This is a genomic window from Okeanomitos corallinicola TIOX110 (assembly GCF_038050375.1).
GTDB lineage: Bacteria > Cyanobacteriota > Cyanobacteriia > Cyanobacteriales > Nostocaceae > Okeanomitos > Okeanomitos corallinicola.
The window spans coordinates 3261986-3284016 of sequence record NZ_CP150886.1 but is presented as its reverse complement, the minus strand read 5'-3'; the positions used below and the strand labels follow the sequence as shown (position 1 = coordinate 3284016).

Below are 22031 nucleotides of genomic sequence, written 5' to 3'. Positions count from 1 at the left end.
TTTTAATAGATTAAGAAATCATCATCATTAATTGTGTGGATAAAATTTTGATATTTGGTTCATAAAGCATTCGTCCGTGGTTTCCTGGTACTGATATCACCTGGATCGGTTTTTGAGTATAGGCTTGCCATCCCCAATCCGGTAAATCATAATTGGAAATAGCTCGGAGTTCTTGTAAAACAATTTCATGATTTTCCTCAGCACGAAATAACACTATTGGCGCAGAAATTTGATACTTAGGTTGATAATTGGCGTAATTTTGGGTTAAATTTTTCATGACTTGCATATTAATTTTCAGCAAAGAAAGACTAGAATGTTCTGGTAAAACTTGATGTTTATATAAAAATTCAGCGGCTAAATCCCAACGAGATTGATCATCAATTTGAGCAGCTAAATCAGCATATTTTAAACCTAAATTAACACCTTTTAAGGCTTCAATTCTTTGGAGTAATTGCCAAATCCAATCAATTTCTTGCCTATCAATTAAATATTGTGGATGAGAAACTAAACCAGCATCTAAAATAGCAAGTAAACCGACTTTTTCCCCTTGCTGTTCTAATTGGTAAGCCATTTCCAAAGCAACCGCACAACCGGAAGAATATCCGACAAGTATGTATGGACTCTTCGTTTGCTGTTGATGTAATACTTCAATTAATTGACTGGCATGATTTTCTACTGAATTGGGAATTGCACTCATTCCATCTCTTCCAGGAGTTTCTAAGCTATAAACTGGATGTTCTCCTAAATTAAAAGCTAAGTCTTGAAAATAGAAACCATGTGCATTTGCACCAGGAAGACAAAATATAGGGGTTGCATTTCCTTGGGGTTGAAGTGTTAGTAAATCAGGATGAGAATTTTCAGATATAGTAGATTCATTATTATTAATTTGTTCTGCTAATTGAGAAATAGTAGGATTTTGAAATAAACTACCCAAAGAAAGTTTTTTGCTAAACTCCTGTTGAATCAGATTAATTAATTTTACCGCTAATAAAGAATGACCACCTAAATCAAAGAAATTATCATAAATTCCTATTCTTTCCTGTTCTAGAACCGCAGACCATAATTGCGCTAATTTTTGTTCTATTTCGTTACCTGGTGCTGTATATAAACTTGCCAATCTAATATTAGGAGTCGGTAAATTTTTCCGATCAATTTTCCCATTTGGTGTTAAAGGTAACTGTTTTAAGAGAATAATTTGCGCCGGAATCATGTAATCTGGTAAGCGAGATTTGAGATAATTTTTGAGGTTATTTTTAAAGTCTGTAGATAAATTATGATTATTTCCTATTACATAAGCAATTAAACTCTGATTGTTATCAGTTTTATGTAAAGTAACAATTACTTCTTGAACTAAATGATGTTGCAATAAAACTGCTTCAATTTCTCCTATTTCAATCCTAAAACCTCTTAATTTTATCAGATCGTCAATACGTCCTAAATATTCTAAATTACCCTCATGATTCCATTTTGCTAAATCACCAGTTTTATAAATTCTCTCAGTTTTACCAAATAATTCAACTGTAATAAATTTCTCTGCTGTAATTTCAGGACGATTGAGATAACCTCTAGCTAAACCTGCACCAGCAATACATAATTCTCCTGGTATTCCTGGGGGTAAAAGTTGATTATTGGCATCTAAAATATAGATATGAGTATTGGAAATTGGTTTACCAATGGCAGGTTTTTTATCATTAGGTTGACAAAGGTATAATGCAGCAATAACTGTAGATTCTGTTGGTCCATAGCAGTTATATAAACTTTGTTCTGTTCCCCATTTGCTAACTAATTCATTACTACAAACTTCACCACCTACAGTAATACACTTTAAATCAGGAAAACTGACCTTTGGTAAAACAGATAAAGCTGAAGGAGATAAAAAACTATGGGTAATTTTATGTGTAGTTAAAAACTCAACTAAACTGTGACCTGGTAATAAAGTTTCTTTAGTTCCTAAATATAAACAAGCACCAGAAACTAAAGCCGTACTAATTTCACCAATAGATAAATCAAAACTAAAAGAACCAAACTGAAGTAAACGACTGTGATTTTGTATTTTAAATGTTTCAGTCCAAGCTAAAGCTAAATTAACAATTGCTTGATGCTCAATCATTACCCCTTTAGGTTTTCCTGTCGAACCAGAAGTATAAATAACATAAGCTAAATTATTAAGTTTAACTTGATTTTTCCTTGTTTCCCTTTGCGTCTTTGCGTCTTTGCGTGAGCTATCATCCAAACAAAAAACCTCAATAGAATTATCTAATAACGGTAATTTATCTAATAAAAAACTTTGAGTTAATAATACCGATATCCCCGAATCTGCTAACATAAAATTAATCCGTTCTTGGGGATAATTAGGGTCAATTGGTACATAAGCAGCACCAGCTTTAAGAATACCAAGGACACCAATAATCATTTCTAAAGAACGTTCAACAGAAATACCAATTAATGTATCTGCTTGAATTTGATAATTATCAATTAAATAATTAGCTAATTGATTTGATTTTTCATTTAATTGTTGATAAGTTAAACTTTGGGATTCAAAAACTACAGCTAAATTATTAGGATGTTTTTCTACTTGTTGTGCAAATAAATCAACTAAAGTTTTGTTTTGAGGATATTCGGTTTGAGTTTGATTCCAGCGTTGTAACTGTAATAGTTGAGTTGCTGTCATCAAAGGAAAAGTATAAATTGGTTGATTAGAATTATCAAGAATTCCTTGGAGTAGAACTGCAAATTGTTCAGCTATATTTTGAATTGTCACCCTGGCAAATAAGTCTGTGGCATATTCCCAAGAACAGGTTAATTGGTTATTTTCTTCCATTACCAAGAGTGATAAATCAAACTTGGATATTGCACCCTTAACTCCCAATATTTCCATCTTTAATCCTGGTAAATTTACCTCTGGACTTTCGTTATTTTCCAGTGCAAACATGACCTGAAATAAAGGGTTATAACTCATACTCCTTTCTGGTTGTAACTTTTCTACCAAAACTTCAAAAGGAATATCTTGATGGGCATAAGCATCTAAACAAGTTTGACGAGTTTGTTGTAATAAATCAATAAAACTTTGTTGCCAATTGATTTGATTTCGCATTACCAAAGTATTAACAAAAAAGCCAATTAATCCTTCAGTTTGAGCATGGGTGCGGTTAGCAATGGGAGAACCAATACACAAATCATTTTGACGACTATAACGAGCCAGTAAAATACTTAAAGTTGCCAACAAAGTCATATAGAGACTGACACCTTGTTGTTGACTAAAAGTTTTTACAGATGTGCTTAATTCTGATGAGAGAGAAAATGTATAGCGATCGCCATGATAACTTTGTTCTGCGGGACGAGGATAATCTGTAGGTAATTCTAATAAAGGAGGAGCATCATTAAGTTGATTTTGCCAATAATTAATTTGTCGGTCTAAAACTTCTCCTTGTAACCAGTTACGCTGCCAAGCTGCATAGTCACTATATTGAATAGGTAAAGGAGGCAAATTTGGGGTTTGACCTTGGTTAAAAGCGGTGTAAGCTTGCCATAATTCCCGCATAAAAACACCCATTGACCAACCATCACTGATAATGTGGTGCATATTCATCAGTAATGTAAATTGGCGATCGCTAATTTGCAATAATTTGGCTGTAAACAATGGGCCAGTATTTAAATCAAATAATTCTTGTCCATGAGTATCAATTAAATTTTGAATATTGATTTGAATATGAACATTTTTGATATTTAAAACTTCAATTTCTGTTAACTTATAAATAGCAATTTTGGGATCCCCATCAACTGTAGGAAAATACATCCTCAAACATTCATGACGATTTAATAAATAGGCAAAACTAGAATGTAGAGCATCAATATTTAAGTCTCCATCTAATTGTAAAGCCATCGGCATATTATAAGTAGTTGATGCTCCCTGGAGTTGTGATAATATCCACAGCCGTTGTTGAGCAAAAGAAAGTGGTTTAGGAGCATCAGCACTTAAAACCGGAATTTCTTCTGTAGTAAGAGCTTGAGTTTTAGCAGTTTTTAAAAAAGCCAGAATCTCTGCTTTATTGTTTTGAAGTTCCTGTTTTAGTTCAGCAGACAGAGCGTTTTTGCTAGTACGAATTCGTAATTTATCATCTTCTGCCCAAATGCGACAACCTAGATTTTGTAAACGCTGTATTAAAGAAATTACTTGTTGATTTTGAGTCATAAGCTGTTGTGCATTTAATTTGTATAAGTCTGGCGGGCAAGATGCCCACCCCACAGGATTTAACCATTTTAGGATTATCCAATTTAGGTGCGTAACAGCTTAGTCATAGTTCAATTTCCTCCTCATCTGAACTTAAAGGTTCTATTTCTGATGTATTGGAATTAACCCAAATACAACTATCTATATAATTCGCCAATTCACTGAGAATTGGAAACTCAAATACTTGACGAAGTGGGATATCTATTTTGAATTGATCACGGATACGATAACATAATTGGGTTGCTAATAAAGAATGTCCTCCCAAATTAAAAAAGTTATCTGTTCGAGATATAATTTCATATTTGAGCAGTTTTATCCAAAGTTGAGCTAGTGATTTTTCTGTTTCCGTGACAGGTAATTCAATATTTTTTATATCAACAATTTGATCTGGTGCAGGTAAAGCTTGACGATCTATTTTTCCATTTGGTGTCAGTGGTAGTTTTTCTATCACCATAAAATGGCTAGGAATCATATAATCAGGTAGAGTTTTACCTATAAAATCTCGCCATTCTGTTAACAAAGCTGGATCAACTTGATTAGTACGATATTGTAATGGTTGATTAGCGTAATCTTGCCAAGGTTTAAATCGCCAATTTTCCCTTTGATTAAATCTGGGTATTTGCTTTCTTCCAGGAATATTCCTTTGGAAAATCACATCATAATTAGCCAAATTTAGTGAACTATATTGAATAAACACTTTATAGGGTAAATCTCCCATTAAGGTGCAGAATGTTTCTGGTTCTATTCCTAATTCAAGTTGAAAAATTGCTGTTTTTAAATCTGCAATAGTTCCATCGCTTTGAGAAATTTTATCTAACAGCGCCATTTCCAAACTTAACCGCGCATTGGGAATATTTTTAATGTTTAATAAATCCGGTTTTTGAGTAGTTAAAATTTCCTCAATGGTTTCTAGATTTAACTGTTGTTCTTGCCAGTTTAAACATTCAGGTTCTATAAAATTAGCTTCTGCTTGATCTAAATATAAGACCACATCATAACGAAAACGACTCATTTCTGTATGATTGTTACCCCGTTTCAGTTGAATTTCTACATGAGTGATACGTGGAAACTTTTGTTGGATAGCGAAAAAGAAATCAGGATCAATGAGTAGTTCTTCTTCGGTGCGAATGCTTGTTTGAACGTTTTGGCGTAATTCCTGAATTGATAATTCATCAGCAGAGCGATAAAATTCAGAAGCTGTATGAAAAGCCTCTAATAAATGCAAATTTCGCACATCACCAAGAAATATTTTTCCTTGATGACTGACTGTTTTAATTGTCCCTTCTATTACCTCTATTAAGTAATCTAAAGATGGGAAATATTGAATTACAGAATTGATAATTACCAAATCATAAACATTGGTTTCAATATCTGTAAACTGGTTAGCTGCGCCAACTTTTAAACTAACTTTATTTTTGAGAGCTTGTGGTTCTAGATATTGTTCAATGTACTGTAATGCTTCCGGTGAAAAATCTGTACCTAAATAATGTTGACAATGGGGAGCAACCTTAAACAATAACATTCCTGAACCACAACCAATTTCCCAAACTTTTTTGGGTGTAAGTTCCAGAATTTTAGCAATTGTTGTATCCCGCCATTCTTGCATTGCTGTCGGAGAAATAGGTTCTCCGGTGTAGCTATCATTCCAACCAACTATATTTAAAGTTGGATCATCGGTGGGATTTGTTTGCTGAGAATAGTTAGTATTAAAAAGGTCTGACCACAATTCTACCAATTCATTTGAGTTTGTATTTTCTTCTTTGGTAGTAGGGACAATATAAGCTACTAAACGTTGATCAAAATCACTATCTTTGCTAACAACAACAACCGCTTCCTGAATTTTTGGATGTTTGAGTAGTGATGCTTCAATTTCACTTAATTCAATTCTAAAACCACGCAGTTTAACTTGATGATCAATACGTCCTAGATATTCCAAATCACCATCATGATTCCATTTTGCTAAATCACCAGTTTTATAAATTCTCTCAGTTTTACCAAATAATTCAATATCAATAAATTTCTCTGCCGTAATTTCAGGACGATTGAGATAACCTCTAGCTAAACCTGCACCAGCAATACATAATTCTCCTGGTATTCCTGGAGGTAAAAGTTGATTATTAGCATCTAAAATGTAGATATGAAGATTAGATATTGGTTTACCAATGGGTGGTTTTTTATCATTAGGTTGACAAAGAAATATACTTGCACAAACTGTAGATTCTGTTGGTCCATAGGCATTAAAAAAATGCCTTCCCTTTGCCCACTGATTTACTAATTCTGTTGGACAAGTTTCACCAGCAGTAACTAAAACTTGCAAATCAGGTAAATTTGCTGGGGGTAATAGAGATAAAACCGAGGGAGGTAAGGTAAGGTGTGAAATTTTGTGTTCAGTTAAAAAGTTAATTAAATCTTGACTGGGTAACAAGGTTTCCTTTTGTGCTAGATATAAACAAGCACCAGCCACAAGAGTAGTAGCAATTTCCCAAATTGAGGCATCAAAACTAAAAGAAGCAAACTGAAGTAAACGGCTTTGATGTTGAATTTGCAGGACTTGATTAACTGCCAAAGTTAAATTTACTATTCCTCTATGCTCAATCATTACTCCTTTAGGTTTTCCTGTCGAACCAGAAGTATAAATAACATAAGCTAAATTATTAGGTTTAATTTCATTTTTCCTGATTTCCGTTTGCTTCTTCCTTTGCGTCTTTGCGTCTTGGCGTGAGCTATCATCCAAACAAAAAACTTCAATAGAATTATCTAAATCATTTAATGGTAATTTATCTAATAAAAAACTTTGAGTTAATAATACCGATATCCCCGCATCTTCCAACATAAACTTAATCCGTTCTTGGGGATAATTGGGGTCAATTGGCACATAAGCACCACCAGCTTTAAGAATACCAAGAACACCAATAATCATTTCTAAAGAACGTTCAACGGAAATACCAATTAATGTATCTGGTTGAATTTGATAATTCTCTATTAAATAATCAGCTAATTGATTGGATTTTTCATTTAATTGTTGATAAGTTAAACTTTGGGATTCAAAAACCACAGCTAAATTATTAGTTTTTTGTGTGACTTGTTGTGCAAATAAATCTACCAGTGTTTGATTTTGAAGGTAATTGTTATAGGTTTGATTCCAAGTTTGTAGTTGTTTTATTTCCGTGGTAGTAATTAGAGGTAGTTGATAAATTAGCTGTTGGGGATTTTGAATAATTGCTGTGAGCAAAACTTCAAAATGTGCCGCCATACGTTTAATTGTTGAGTCTGCAAATAAATCCGTGGCGTATTCCCACATACAATATAATTGTTCATTTTTTTCAAAGAGATACAATGTTAAATCAAACTTGGCGAAGGGATAATTTTGTTCTAATTGTTGAATTTCCAAACCTGTTAAACTCACATTTTTCCCTGCTCCTTCCATGTTTTGCACAACTATCATTACTTGACATAAAGGGTTATAGCTTAAACTACGTTCTGGTTGCAGTTTTTCCACTAAATACTCAAAGGGAATATCCTGATGAGCATAAGCATCTAAACAAGTTTGGCGAGTTTGTTGGAGTAAATCAATAAATGTTTTTTCTGACTGAATTTTGCTTCTTAATACTAAGGTATTGACAAAAAAACCAATTAACTTTTCTGTGTAACTATGGGTGCGGTTAGCAATACCAGAACCAACACACAAATCCTCTTGACGACTGTAACGCGAGAGTAAAATGCTAAAAGCCGTAAACAAGGTCATAAACAAACTGACACCCTGTTCTTGACTCAGGTGTTTAAGTTGCTGAGTTAGTTCTTGACTCAAAAAATATTCTTCCCTTTTACCTTGGTAACTTTGTTGCGCTGGACGGGGATAATCTGTAGGTAATTCCAGCAAGCGGGGTGCATCACCTAACTGTTTTTGCCAGTAATCTTCGTGGGTTTTGAGGATTTCACCTTGTAACCAATTACGCTGCCAGTCCGCAAAATCACTGTATTGAATCGGTAACGGTGCTAAATTGGGAGTAGCTCCCGCAGCATAAGCAGCATAAGCCTGTTCCCATTCTCGTTTAAACACACCCATTGACCAACCATCACTAATAATGTGGTGCATATTCATCAACAGGATATTTTTAGTTTGACTAAGTTGCAGTAATTTAGCTCTAAACAAACAATCAATATTTAAATCAAAGGGTGTTTGAGCATGAATATCAGCTAACTTTTGTACAGTTTCTGCTTGAGTTTGAGGATCAAATTTTTGCAAATCTACAATTTCTAATACTTCTATTTCTTCTATATTTCTCACAACTACTTGGGGTTCTCCCTCCAAAGCTGGGAAATAAGTACGTAAACTACTATGACGTTGTAATAAATAAGTTAAACTTTGCTTTAAAACCTCTACATTGAGATTTCCATCCAGATGAAATGCCACTGGCATATTATAAGTAGATGAAGTTCCTTGACCTTCCAATTGAGCTAAAAACCATAATCTTGACTGAGCAAAAGATAATGCTTTAGGTTCATTTTCTGGCTGTGGTAAAAGAGGTAGTAAATTCACACTTTGAGTAGCTTTTTCAATTTCTCGCGCTAACTCAGATAAAATACTTTGTTCAAATACTTTACGAACAGGTAAATCTACACTCAAACTATCACGAATTCGCGTTACTAATTGAGTTGCTAAAAGAGAATTTCCACCTAATTCAAAGAAGTTATCAGAACGACCAACAGATTTTATTTTTAATAACCCTTGCCATAAACTAGCTAGTATTTCTTCTGTGGGAGTAACGGGTATTTCCAAATTATCAGCAATATCTATATTTGGTGTTGGTAATGCTCGCCGATCTAGTTTACCATTAGCAGTTAGCGGTAATGTTTCCAAAACCATAATTTGGCTAGGAATCATATAATTTGGTAGGCGATTTTTCAGATATTCCTTAACTTCAGTTGCTAAATTAGCAGATTTTTCTAATTCTGTAATATAAGCTAATAATTTAGAATTACCATTATTTGTAGATAACACTACAACAGCTTCTTTAACTAAATGATGTTGTAATAAAAGTGATTCAATTTCTCCTATTTCAATTCTAAAACCTCTTAATTTTATCAGATCGTCAATACGTCCTAAATATTCTAAATTGCCATCATAATTCCATTTTGCTAAATCACCAGTTTTATAAATTCTCTCAGTTTTACCAAATAATTCAATATCAATAAATTTCTCTGCTGTAATTTGAGGACGGTTTAAATAACCCCTAGCTAAACCTGCACCAGCAATACATAATTCTCCTGGTATTCCTGGAGGTAAAAGTTGATTATTGGCATCTAAAATATAGATATGAGTATTGGAAATTGGTTTACCAATGGCAGGTTTTTTATCATTAGGTTGACAAAGGTATAATGCAGCAATCACAGTAGATTCTGTGGGACCATAGCAGTTATAAAAATTTCTTCCTTTTCCCCATTGACTAACTAATTCATCACTACAAACTTCACCACCTACAGTAATACACTTTAAATCAGGAAAACTGACCTTTGGTAAAACAGATAAAGCTGAAGGAGATAAAAAACTATGGGTAATTTTGTGTTTAGTTAAAAAATCAACTAAACTGTGACCTGGTAATAAAGTTTCTTTATTTCCTAAATATAAACAAGCACCAGAAACTAAAGCCGTACTAATTTCACCAATAGATAAATCAAAACTAAAAGAACCAAACTGAAGTAAACGACTGTGATTTTGTATTTTAAATGTTTCAGTCCAAGCTAAGGCTAAATTAACAATTGCTTGATGTTCAATCATTACCCCTTTAGGTTTTCCTGTCGAACCAGAAGTATAAATAACATAAGCTAAATTATTAGGTTTAATTTCATTTTTCCTGATTTCACTTTGTGTCTTTCTTTGCGTCTTTGCGTCTTTGCGTGAGCTATCATCTAAACAAAAAACCTCAATAGAATTATCTAATAACGGTAATTTATCTAATAAAAAACTTTGAGTTAATAATACCGATATCCCCGAATCTGCTAACATAAACTTAATTCGTTCTTGGGGATAATTAGGGTCAATTGGTACATAAGCAGCACCAGCTTTAAGAATACCAAGGACACCAATAATCATTTCTAAAGAACGTTCAACAGAAATACCAATTAATGTATCTGCTTGAATTTGATAATTCTCTATTAAATAATTAGCTAATTGATTTGATTTTTCATTTAATTGTTGATAAGTTAAACTTTGGGATTCAAAAACTACAGCTAAATTATTAGGATTTTTGTTAACTTGCTCTGTAAATAAATCAACTAGAGTTTTATTTTGAGGATATTTAGTTTGAGTTTGATTCCAGATTTGTAGTTGCTGAATTTCCTTTTCTATAAGTAAGGATATATTATTAATTTTTTGATTTGGTTGATCAATAATTGTCTTAATCAGAACTTCAAAATGTCCGAGCATTCTTTGGATAGTTTCTTGATCAAATAGATCTGTTGCATATTCCCATTCTCCGATTAAACCTTGGGGAGTTTCTCGAAAAATTAAGGATAAATCAAATAATGTGGTGGTGTTTTCCCACTCAAAACGGGTGAGAGTTAAACCAGGAATTTCTAATTTTTCTTGAGTTCCAGTTTGCAAACCAAAAGCAACTTGAAATAGGGGATGATAAGCAAGCGATCGCTCTAAACCTAATTCATCAACTAATTTTTCAAAGGGTAAATCTTGATGGTCATAAGCATCTAAGGTTACTTGTTTTACCCGTTGTAATAATTCTTTAAAGGTGGGATTTCCTTGTAAGTTGGTACGCAAAGCTAAGGTATTGACAAAAAAGCCAATTAAGGGTTCTATTTCCCGACGGTTTCGATTGGCGATCGCAGAACCAATGACAATATCTTCTTTACCACTATAACGGGACAATAACAGCGCAAATACTGTCAGTAAAGTCATAAACATCGTCGTTCCTGACTCTTGACTTAAATGCTTTAATTTCTGCGTTAAATCCCGATCAATTTGTAAAAATTCACTACGTCCTCTAAAACTTTGAACTGATGGACGTGGATGATCTGTGGGTAATTCTAGCAGGGGGGAAACTTCAGCTAATTGTTGTTGCCAATAATTGATTTGTTTTTGTAGTATATCACCTTGTAAATATTGTCTTTGCCAATGTGCAAAATCAGCATATTGTAAAGATAATTCCGGTAAGGAAGAAGATTTTTCTGCACAAAAATCTGTGTACAAATTGAACAATTCCCGGCGGAAAATATCCATTGACCAACCATCAGCAATTATATGATAGATGACTAAAAATAGTAGCTGAGATTGTTCCGTTAATTGCAACAATTTTACCCTAATTAAGGGCGATTTTGATAAATTAAATGGCTGTTGTAATTCTTCTTTTGCTAACTTTTGAGCTTGATTTAACTGTTCAGATGCTGTTAATTGTTTCCAGTCTAAAACCTGTATTTTCAATTGTGATTGAAGATGAATTATTTGTGTTGGTGATTCATTAATAACAGAAAAGCTAGTCCGTAATATTTCATGACGTTGGATAATTTCTTTAATGGCTTTTTCTAGGGAGTTAATATTTAGATATCCGTCAATTTTCCAGAAGAAAGGGATGTTATAAACGTAGTTATCACCTTCTAGTTGATCAAGAAACCATAGTCTTTGTTGTGCAAAGGATAGGGGTATTGGTTGTTCCCGTGATATTGGTTTTAGTGCTGGTGATTTTTGTTGTTGTTTGAGTTTTTGGAGGACTAATTCCCGTTTTTCTGGGGAGAGGTTTTCCAGACGTTTTAATATATCGCTCATGATGTTTTGTTGAAAATTATTTTTTATCGAACCACAGAGACATAGAGGTTAAGAAATTAATGTTTATGAAAACAATTGTTGTGTTACCTCTTCTTCTGATAATTGATCTACTTCTGCTAAGATTTTGGCTAGTTCATCATTTTCTGTTTGTTCTAGTTGTTGTTCTGTGACTTTTTTGGCAAGTTCGGCAATGGTGGGATTTTCAAATAAATAACGTAAATAAAAATCTAAGTTAAATACTTCTTTTAACCGCGAAATAACTTGTGTCGCTAGTAAAGAATGTCCTCCTAATTCAAAGAAGTTATCGTTAATTCCTATTTGTTTCAAATTCAAAACTTCACTCCAAATAGTCGTTAATTCTTGTTCTATTTGTGTGCGAGGTGCAACAAAATCAATTTCTAAATTTCTTTGGGTATGATCGGGAACAGGTAAGACACGACGATTGATTTTGCCATTAGGAGTTAAAGGTAATGCTTCTAAAATTACGAAAGCATTAGGAATCATGTAATCTGGTAATGTCTGTTTAAGGAAGTTTCTCAAATTGCTAGGCGTTAATGAATTATTATTTGTTACCAAATATGCTACTAATAATTTCTTTCTTGGTTCATCTTCTCTTGCTATCACTACAACTTGTTTAATGTCAGGATGTTGAATTAGAACGGCTTCAATTTCTGATAGTTCAATTCTAAAACCACGAACTTTTACTTGTGTATCAATCCGTCCTATAAATTCCAAGTTTCCATCAGGTAAACGACGAACTAAATCCCCTGTTTTATAAAGTATATCTCCTTGAATAAAAGGATTAGCAATAAATTTTTCACTGGTTAATTTTGGTTGGTTTAAGTACCCTCTAGCAACACTTGCACCACCTACATATAATTCACCGGGAACACCAATCGGAACTCTATGTAAATGAGTATCTAATAAATAAACATTTCTATCTCCAATGGGTTTACCAATAGGAATAGATTTGATATTTTCAGGAATTTGTTTAGGAATGAGATAACAACAGGTAAATACTGTACATTCTGAAGGTCCGTAAGCATGAATTATTTGCGTTTCTGGTAAAATTGCTAATGCACGATGAAGATGATTTACAGAAATAGATTCACCACCAAACATCAATTGTTTAATTTCTGATAAACCCTGTGGTATTTGATCAATTAATAAATTAAATAATGCTGTAGTTAAAAATAGGGTATTAACTTTGTATTTTTGAATAATTTCTACTAAACCTTCTGGTGTGGGTATTCTATCTGGATACAATACACAACTTCCACCATACAGTAAAGGTGGCCATAGTTCTAATGTGAGTGCATCCCAAGAAATTGATGAGTGTTGTAACCAGATTTGTTTTTCATCAAGTTGAATATAATCAACCCCAAACATAAAACCTATGAAACTACGATGGGGAACTTCTGTTCCTTTTGGTGTTCCTGTTGAACCGGAGGTATAAATGATATAAGCTAAATTTTCTGGACTAACTTCATTGGGTAAATTTTCTTCTGGATATTGAGAAATAATTTCCCAATTTTGATCAATATTTACTACAGTTTGATTATTTATTGGTAGTTTATTTTCCAGAGAAGTTTGTGTTAATAATATTGATGTTTGTACATCTTCTAGCATCAAGGCTAATCTTTCACTAGGATAAGCTGGATCTAGGGGAACATAAGCACCACCAGCTTTGAGAATTGCGAGTATTCCTATTACCATTTCCAAGGAACGCTCAATACAAATTCCTACTTTAGTTTCTGGTTTAACTCCTAATGATTTTAAATAATGAGCTAATTGATTAGCACGTTTATTTAATTCTTGATATGTTAACTGTTCTTGTTTATAAATAACTGCTATAGCATCGGGAGTTTTTTCTACTTGTTCAGCAAATAAAACATGAACACATTGATAATTAATAGCTTTTGATGGTTGATGATTTTCTAAAACAATTAATTCTTGTTCTTCTTCTGCACTAAGTAAAGATAATTGCGAAATATTTTGTTGTAAATTCTCGGAGATTTTGGTTAGTAATGTTTGGAAATGTCCAATCATTCTGTTAATTGTCTGTTCATCAAAAATGCTGCTGTTATAAACAATTCTCCCTCCTAGTTTTGAACCAGGATTAATTACTATTGTTAACGGATAATTTGTTCTTTCAAAACAACTCAGATTACTAATTTCTAAGGTTTTTTGATTTTCTTGTTTTTGAGAATCTACGGGATAATTTTCAAATACTAAAATGCTTTCAAATAAGGGCATTCCGGGAAGAATATCGCTCATTTGTTGAATTTCTGCCAGGGAAAAATAACTATATTGTTCTTGTTCTAATGCTTGATTTTGTATTTCTTTAAACCAGGTTAATAATTCTGTTTGATTATCAATTTTTACGCGGTTGGGAATGGTATTAATTAATAATCCCACCATTGAGTCTATTTGTTCAAGTACCGGCGGACGACCAGATACAGTTGCACCAAAGACTACATCCTTTTCTCCACTGTAGCGGGAAATTAATAAACTCCATGCTCCCTGCACTAAATTATTTAAGGTTAAATGATGCTGTCGCGCCGCAGATTGTAATTTTTCTGTTACTTTTGTAGATAGTTGAAACCGTTTTTCCTGATATATTTCTTTGATTCTGTTTCCTGTTCCCTGTTCCCTATTCCCTATCAGGGTAGGAGTTTCAAAATCTTGAAGTGTTTGTTGCCAAAATTCTTGTGCTTTTTTAATATCCTGCTGCTGTAACCATTCAATATATTCTCGATAGGGACGAACTGGTGCAAGTCTTAAATCTTCTCCCTTTTGCTTTGCTTCATACAAAGCTAACACTTCTTTGAGGATAATTTGCATTGACCAACCATCAAAGAGAATATGATGATGACTCCAAATAAATTGATAGGTTTGCTGTGTTAATTGAATGATTGCAAATCGCATTAAGGGAGCTTGATTTAGTGCAAATCCTTTTTGGCGATCGCATACTAAAAATTCCTCTAATTGCTGTTTTTGTTCTTCAGATTTTAAATGTCGCCAATCTATTTTTTCCCAAGGAAGATCCACTTGCTTACTCACCATTTGCAAGGGTTTTTCTATTTCTTCCCAATAAAAGGAACTACGTAAAACTGAATGTCTAGCTACAACCTGTTCCCAAGCTGTTTGGAAAGCCAAAACATTCAATTCCCCAGAGATAACACACAGTAATTGCTCAAAATAAACTTCTGATTCTGGTGCATAAAGGGTATGAAATAACATCCCTTGCTGCATTGGTGAAAGTTCATAAAGGTCTTCGATGTTTTCCATGATTGGTAATTGGTAATTGGTAACTATTTTTTCTTTATTTTGGCTAGGAATTTATCTAGTTGTTTTTGATTTATTTTCGCTGCTGAAAAGTCAGAAGGTGTATAACTTTGAGAGTCTTTTGCTTGACAATGAATAATTAAATTTGTTAATGCTTCCATAAATCCTGAAGCTAACTTTTCAATAGTTTCTCTGTTGTGAATTTTATCACTATAAGCCCAAGTCATTTCTAATTTTCCAGCCCGAATCAAACCACTAATTCCTAATAGGTGACTGCGTTGATTTAATAAACTCTGTTCAGATGTAAATTCTGTAGCTACACCTAAAGCTGAGGATGCTGTTAAAACTTGATCAAATTGTCCCAGGTAATTAAAACTAATTTGTGCTGATGGTAGAGATTGTAATTTTTCGCGGATGGTTTTTTCTTGATGCAAATATCGCAAAATTCCATAACCAATTCCTCGTTTGGGAATCAGCCGCAGTTGTTCTTTAATTGACTTTAAAGCCTCCCCTAGATTGTCATTTTCTTTTAATTCCAAACCCACAGGAAATAATGTTGTAAACCATCCGACAGTACGGGATAAGTCTACATCCTCAAATAAGTCTTCTCTTCCATGTCCTTCTAAATCAATTAATAAAGAATTTTCTCCTGTCCATTTACTAAAACTCTGTATAAGAGCAGTTAATAGTACATCATTAATTTGCGTATTATAGGCAGATGGTACATCTTTTAATAAGGCGTTTGTCTGTTCTGTATTTAAAGTTAATGTCACAGATGCAGTTGTCGAGACAGTATTATTTTTTTGATCCGCAGAATAATCTACTGGCAAGGTTTTAACTGCTATATTCGATTGATTTAACCAGTAATCTAACTCTTTGATCGCCTCTGTTTGAGCATATTCTATCAAGCGATCGCTCCAATATTTCCAGGATGTTGTTTTCGCTGGTAATTTAATCTCTTCACCCCGACACATTTGTTGATAAGCTATCGCTAAATCTTCTAACAAAATCCGCCATGACACACCATCAACGGCTAAATGATGGACAATGAAAAGTAAATAACTGGATTGATTTTTACCAAGTTGAAATAATGCTAATTTGGCAATTTCTCCCTGCGCTAAATCTAAACTAGCTTGCAGTTCGGCATCCTTTGTTTTAATTGCTGTTTGCTGTGCTGCTGCTGTTAGCTGCGATAAATCAAAAATGCTTAATGGAATAGATTTTGGTATTTCTGTATGTATCTGTTGCCAGTTTTCCCCTTCCTGCACAAACTGCAACCTTAAAGCATCATGATGAATTAACAATTGTTGAAAAACTTGTGGCAATAACTCTACTTGCAAATCTGAAGAAACTTCTAATAATGTTGATTGATTAAAATAATCAGGTTGGGGTAATTTCTGCTCAAAAAACCATTTTTGAATCGGTGTTAAACCAACTTTACCAGTTACTAAATCTTGTTCGGCGTTGATTTGGCGAGTCATACCCGCTACAGTTGCTAACTCAGCAATGGTTTGATACTTAAATAACTGTTTAGCGGCAATTTGCACACCCGCTTGATTAGCTTTAGAAATTAACTGAATGCTGAGAATTGAGTCTCCACCCAGTTCAAAAAAGTTATCATGAATGCCAATGTTTTCTATTCTTAAAACTTCTGACCAAATCGTTACTAATTTCTCTTCTATGAGTGTACGAGGTACTGCAAATTTATCTTCAGAACTGCGAGAAAAATCAGGTGTTGGTAAAGCCCGATAATCTACCTTGCGGTTAGCAGTCATTGGTAATGTTGCCAAAACCATAAATGCCGCCGGAATCATATAATGTGGTAGTTTCTGCTTGAGAAAATTTCTTAACTCGTCAGTTTTTGGTGGAGAATTTTCAGGGATAATATAAGCTACAAGTCGCTTTTGTCCGGGAATTTCTTCATAGGCAATCACAACAGCTTGTAATACTTGCGGATGTTGTCTTAATACGGTTTCAATTTCTCCCAACTCAATCCGAAAACCGCGAATTTTGACTTGACTATCAACTCTACCTAAATATTCTAATTTTCCATCTTTTTTAAATCTGACTAAATCCCCTGTTTTATACAAGCAATTGCCATTTTGATCCTGAATAAATTTCTCCGCTGTTAATTCTGGACGTTGCCAATATCCTCTTGCTAATCCTCTCCCCCCAATATGTAATTCTCCAGCAACTCCTATCGGTGCAGGTTGCAAATATTGATCTAAAATATAAACCTGAACATTACTAATTGGTTTACCAATACTAACAGAATTTTCTGTTGTTGTTAATTGTTCTAAGGTAGTTACAACTGTTGCTTCTGTTGGTCCGTAACTATTAAATAATTGCGGTGTTGGGGAAAAATGATCCACGCAACTATGCCAATGTTTGACTTTTTCTATTTGGACTGCTTCACCACCAATAATCACAGTTTTTAAACTTGCTGGTAGTCGAGAATCTTCAGGTTTTAAATCTACTACTAATTGATGCCAATATGCTGTAGGTAAATCTAAAACTGTTAACTGCCATTGTTGACAACACTGCCAAAATTCATCACTAGAATTGAGCATTTCTGCGGTGCGTAAAACTAAGGTTGCACCGACACATAAACAGGGAAAAATTTCTTCAATGGATGTATCAAAACAAACGGATGCAAATTGCAGAATTTTATCTTTTCCACTAATTCCATATTTATCAATAGCGGTGGTAACAAAATTCTGCATTGACTGATGTTCAATCATTACACCTTTGGGTTTACCCGTAGACCCGGAAGTATAGATAATGTAAGCCAGGTGATGAAGTTGAACATCACTAATTGGATTTGTTTTACTGTATGTTGAAATTACTGACCAATCAGTATCTAAACAAATTGCTTTCCCAGTAAAATCTGGTAGTTTGTCTCTAAATCTGCCTTGGATGATTAAAACGCCTAGTTGGGTATCTGCAATGATATCATCTATTCTTTCTTGGGGATAAGCCGGATCAAGGGGAACATAAGCACCACCAGCTTTCAGAATTCCCAGTAAACCAACAATCATTTCTAAGGAACGATCAACGCAGATACCCACCAAGGTTTCTGGTTTGACTCCTAAACTTTCTAAATAGTTAGCAACTTGGTTAGCGCGATCATTCAATTCTCGGTAAGTTAATTTTTGCCCATTCTGTTCTACAGCGATCGCATCCGGTGTTAACTCTACCTGAGTTTCAAACAACTTATGAATACACTGTCTTTGTGTATTTTCCCTGTAAGTTTGATTCCATTCCCCTAGTAATTTTTGTTGAGATGGCGTGAGCAGAGGTATTTGACCAATTTGTTGGTCTGGGTGAGCAATCATCGCCACTAAGACCTGTTGATACTGCTCCAACATGGCTTGGATCGTCTCAGCATCAAACAAATCGCTGTTATATTCCAAAACCAGAGTAATTCCTTTTGCTCCTGTTTTCGCCCCATACTGTACGCTTTGTTCAAACCGTGGAATTACGAGGAAATCAATATCAAACTTTGCCGATTTATTACTTACTGGTTCATGCAAAGTCATGTCCACACCAGGGAAATGCAAGTGTGGTTTAGCGGAATTATGGAAGCTAAACATGACTTGAAACAGTGGATTGTGACTCAAATTGCGAACCGGTCTGATCGCTTCTACAACTTTATCAAATGGTATATCTTCATTAGCGTAAGCTTCTATTGTTACTTGGCGTACACGGTCTAGCAATTCCCGGACTGTAGGATTACCGGAAACATCGGTACGTAAAACCAAATTGTTAACAACCATACCTATGATCTTTTCGATTTGCTGCATCCGCCGATTAGCAACCGCAGACCCGATAAAAATATCATCCTGGCCAATGTATCGGTGCAAGAGAATGATAAACGCTTCCAGCATCGTCATAAATAAGGTTGCACCTTGTTGATGACTGAAAACTCTCAGGGATTCGCACAAATCAACAGGCAATTCCATCCGCAGATGCTCACCATTATAAGTTTGTTCTTGGGGACGGGGGCGATCGTAAGGTAATTCCAACAGAGGCGGAATCCCTGCTAATTTTTGTTGCCAATAGGCTAATTGGGCTTGAGCTTCTGGGGTTTTAGCCCATTCACGCTGCCAAGTAGCAAAGTCAGCAAACTGGAAACTAAGTTCAGGTAAGGGGGAGGGTTTACCAGCAGAGAAGGCTTGATACAGTGTTACCAACTCACTTAAAAAGACATTAAATGACCAACCATCATGGGCAATATGATGTTCAACATGGGTCAGTATATATTCTTGGTCGCTCAACCTAAATAAAACCCACTTGACTATCGGTAGTCGAGTCATATCTAAGTGTGTTTGCACTTCTGCCTGCACCACCTTTTCTGCCTCAATTTCTCGCTCAGATTCAGGAATTGCCCGCAGATCAACTACTTCAAAACTGACTCTTTCATGGGGGTTAATCACCTGATATAACCGACCATTCACATCTTCATAGGTTGTGCGAAAGATTTCATGACGCTTGACAATCTCATCTAAAGAGCGTTCTAAAGCTTCAACATTGAGATTTCCTCTTAATTCCATCGTCGCTTGGAATTGGTAGGCGCTATTTTCTGGTGCTAATTTATAGACAAAGTAAATCCGCTCTTGAGAAAAGGAAACTGGTACAAGTCCTTGATGGGAAATGGCTTGGATGGGGGGACGTTGCCATTCTGATTCTTCCCCGCCTTGGGTAATGAGTTGAGCTACAGCCGCAATGACAGGGTTGGCAAATACTTGATTAAAAGATATATTCACCGAGAAAACTTCCCGCACGCGAGAAAGCATCTGCGTGATAATCAGGGAATGACCACCCAAGCAGAAAAAGTTATCATTGACTCCCACTACATCCAGTCCCAACAACTGAGTCCAAATACCAGCTAACTTTTCCTCAATGGGGTTACGAGGTGCAACAAAGACTTCTGCTAAATCGGGACGAATGCGATCCGGTACGGGTAAATTTTGCCGATCTACCTTACCATTAGGTGTGAGTGGTAAGGATGCCAAAATCACAAAAGCTGCTGGCATCATATAATTAGGCAACTTTTCTACTAGGAACTGTTTTAAGGTGATGTTATTTAATGTTGATTTTTGATGGGGAACAACATAAGCCACCAGTCGTTTATCCCCAGGAATATCTTCCCGGACAATGACCACAGCCTGATATACATCCGGGTGTTGAATTAAACCGGCTTCAATTTCTCCTAATTCAATGCGGAAACCGCGAATCTTAACTTGATGATCAATTCGTCCCAAATATTCAATATTACCGTCTGGTAAATAACGGGCTAAATCCCCAGTTTTATATAATTTTTCATCGTTAAACGGATTAGGAATAAATCTTTCTGACGTAATTTCAGGGCGGTTCAAATAACCTCTAGCTAAACCATCACCACCAATATATAGTTCTCCTGGTGTACCCACGGGAACTGGTTTTAATTCCGAGTTTAATATATAGATTTGTGTGTTGGATATGGGGCGACCAATTGGTAAATTTGTTGCATCTTCTGGTACATTCTCAACTAAATACCAACCAGCAAAGGTTGTACTTTCAGTTGGCCCATAACCATTAATTAATCGTTGCGGCGCACCATGTTCTAGAACTGCTTTCACCGATTTAGCGTTTAAAGCTTCACCGCCAATCACCAAGGTTTGTAAATCTTTAAATGCTTGAGGAACAATATTTGCTAATTGATGAAATAAGGAAGTAGTTAAAAATAAAATACTGATTTTTTGTGCTTGAATATGGGCGGCAAAATCTTGAGGTGAAAGTACAATATTTTGATTAATTCCTATTAAGGTAGATCCGTTAAGCAGAGAACCCCAGATTTCAAATGTCGCTGCATCAAATGAGGTATTGGAAGCTTGAGCTACGATATCACTAGCTGTAAACTCGACATAGTTGGTATTACAAACTAGACGATTTACCGCCCGATGGGGTACAGCAACACCTTTAGGTTGACCTGTAGAACCAGAAGTATAAATAACATAAGCAAGATTTTCTGAGGTGACACTCCTAGGAGGATTTTCTGAACTCTGGCTATTAATTAATTCTGCATCTCTATCTAACAAAATTGTTTTTAATCCGCTGCCAGAAAATTCATTCACAAACTTTTGCTGAGTTAACAAAACTTGTATTTGTGAATCTGAAACCATGAAAGATAGACGTTCTTGAGGATAGTTTGGATCTAGTGGTACATAGGCTGCACCTGCTTTGATTATTCCCAATAATCCAATGATCATTTCTAGGGAACGTTCCACACAAATCCCCACTAAAAATTCTGTTTCTACTCGTAAAGATTGTAAATAATGAGCTACTTTATTAGATTGGTAATTTAATTCTTGATAAGTAATTTTTTGTTCATCAAAGACAACAGCAATATGATCTGGATTCTTTTCTACTTGGGCGGTAAATAATTCATGAATACACAAATTTTTTGGATAATCTGTTTTGGTATCATTCCATTGTATTAATATTTTTTGTAGATCCTGTTCAGTTAAAGCAGAATCAACGTCAACAGAATCATGAGAGTTAATTACTATTTCTTGCATAATTTTTACGGAGTGCTTCTAAATGCTTCTATTTGACAGTAGTCAAAGTTTTATTGAAAATTCATAACACAATTAAACTATTAAAAACAATAATGTCAATGGTAATAAGTAGTCGTGCAAAATAAATTTCATATTTATGAAAAGTGACAGGTGACAGGTGACAGGTGACAGACAA

At 34.7% G+C, this 22031-nt stretch carries 4 protein-coding genes; all 4 read right to left on the bottom strand.

Translation table 11 applies throughout. The annotated features are described in order from the left end of the window. Nucleotides 1–10 precede the first annotated feature (10 nt). The 4 genes from WJM97_RS14240 to WJM97_RS14225 all read right to left on the bottom strand — a co-directional run bounded on the left by WJM97_RS14240 (nucleotide 11) and on the right by WJM97_RS14225 (nucleotide 21856). Nucleotides 11–4192, bottom strand: a complete 4182-nt coding sequence (locus WJM97_RS14240; protein ID WP_353929456.1) for an amino acid adenylation domain-containing protein — start codon at nucleotides 4190–4192, stop codon at nucleotides 11–13. 103 nt (nucleotides 4193–4295) lie between these two features. Beyond that, nucleotides 4296–12008 carry an amino acid adenylation domain-containing protein gene (locus WJM97_RS14235; RefSeq protein ID WP_353929455.1) on the bottom strand — a complete coding sequence of 2571 codons (7713 nt, stop codon included), beginning with the start codon at nucleotides 12006–12008 and terminating at the stop codon, nucleotides 4296–4298. 63 nt (nucleotides 12009–12071) lie between these two features. Then, entirely contained in the window at nucleotides 12072–15299 is a 3228-nt protein-coding gene (locus WJM97_RS14230) for an amino acid adenylation domain-containing protein (RefSeq protein WP_353929454.1), read from the bottom strand. Nucleotides 15300–15322: 23 nt separating this feature from the next. Then, nucleotides 15323–21856 (bottom strand): amino acid adenylation domain-containing protein, encoded by a 6534-nt coding sequence (locus WJM97_RS14225; RefSeq protein ID WP_353929453.1) that lies wholly within the window; start codon nucleotides 21854–21856, stop codon nucleotides 15323–15325. Nucleotides 21857–22031: the final 175 nt, after the last annotated feature.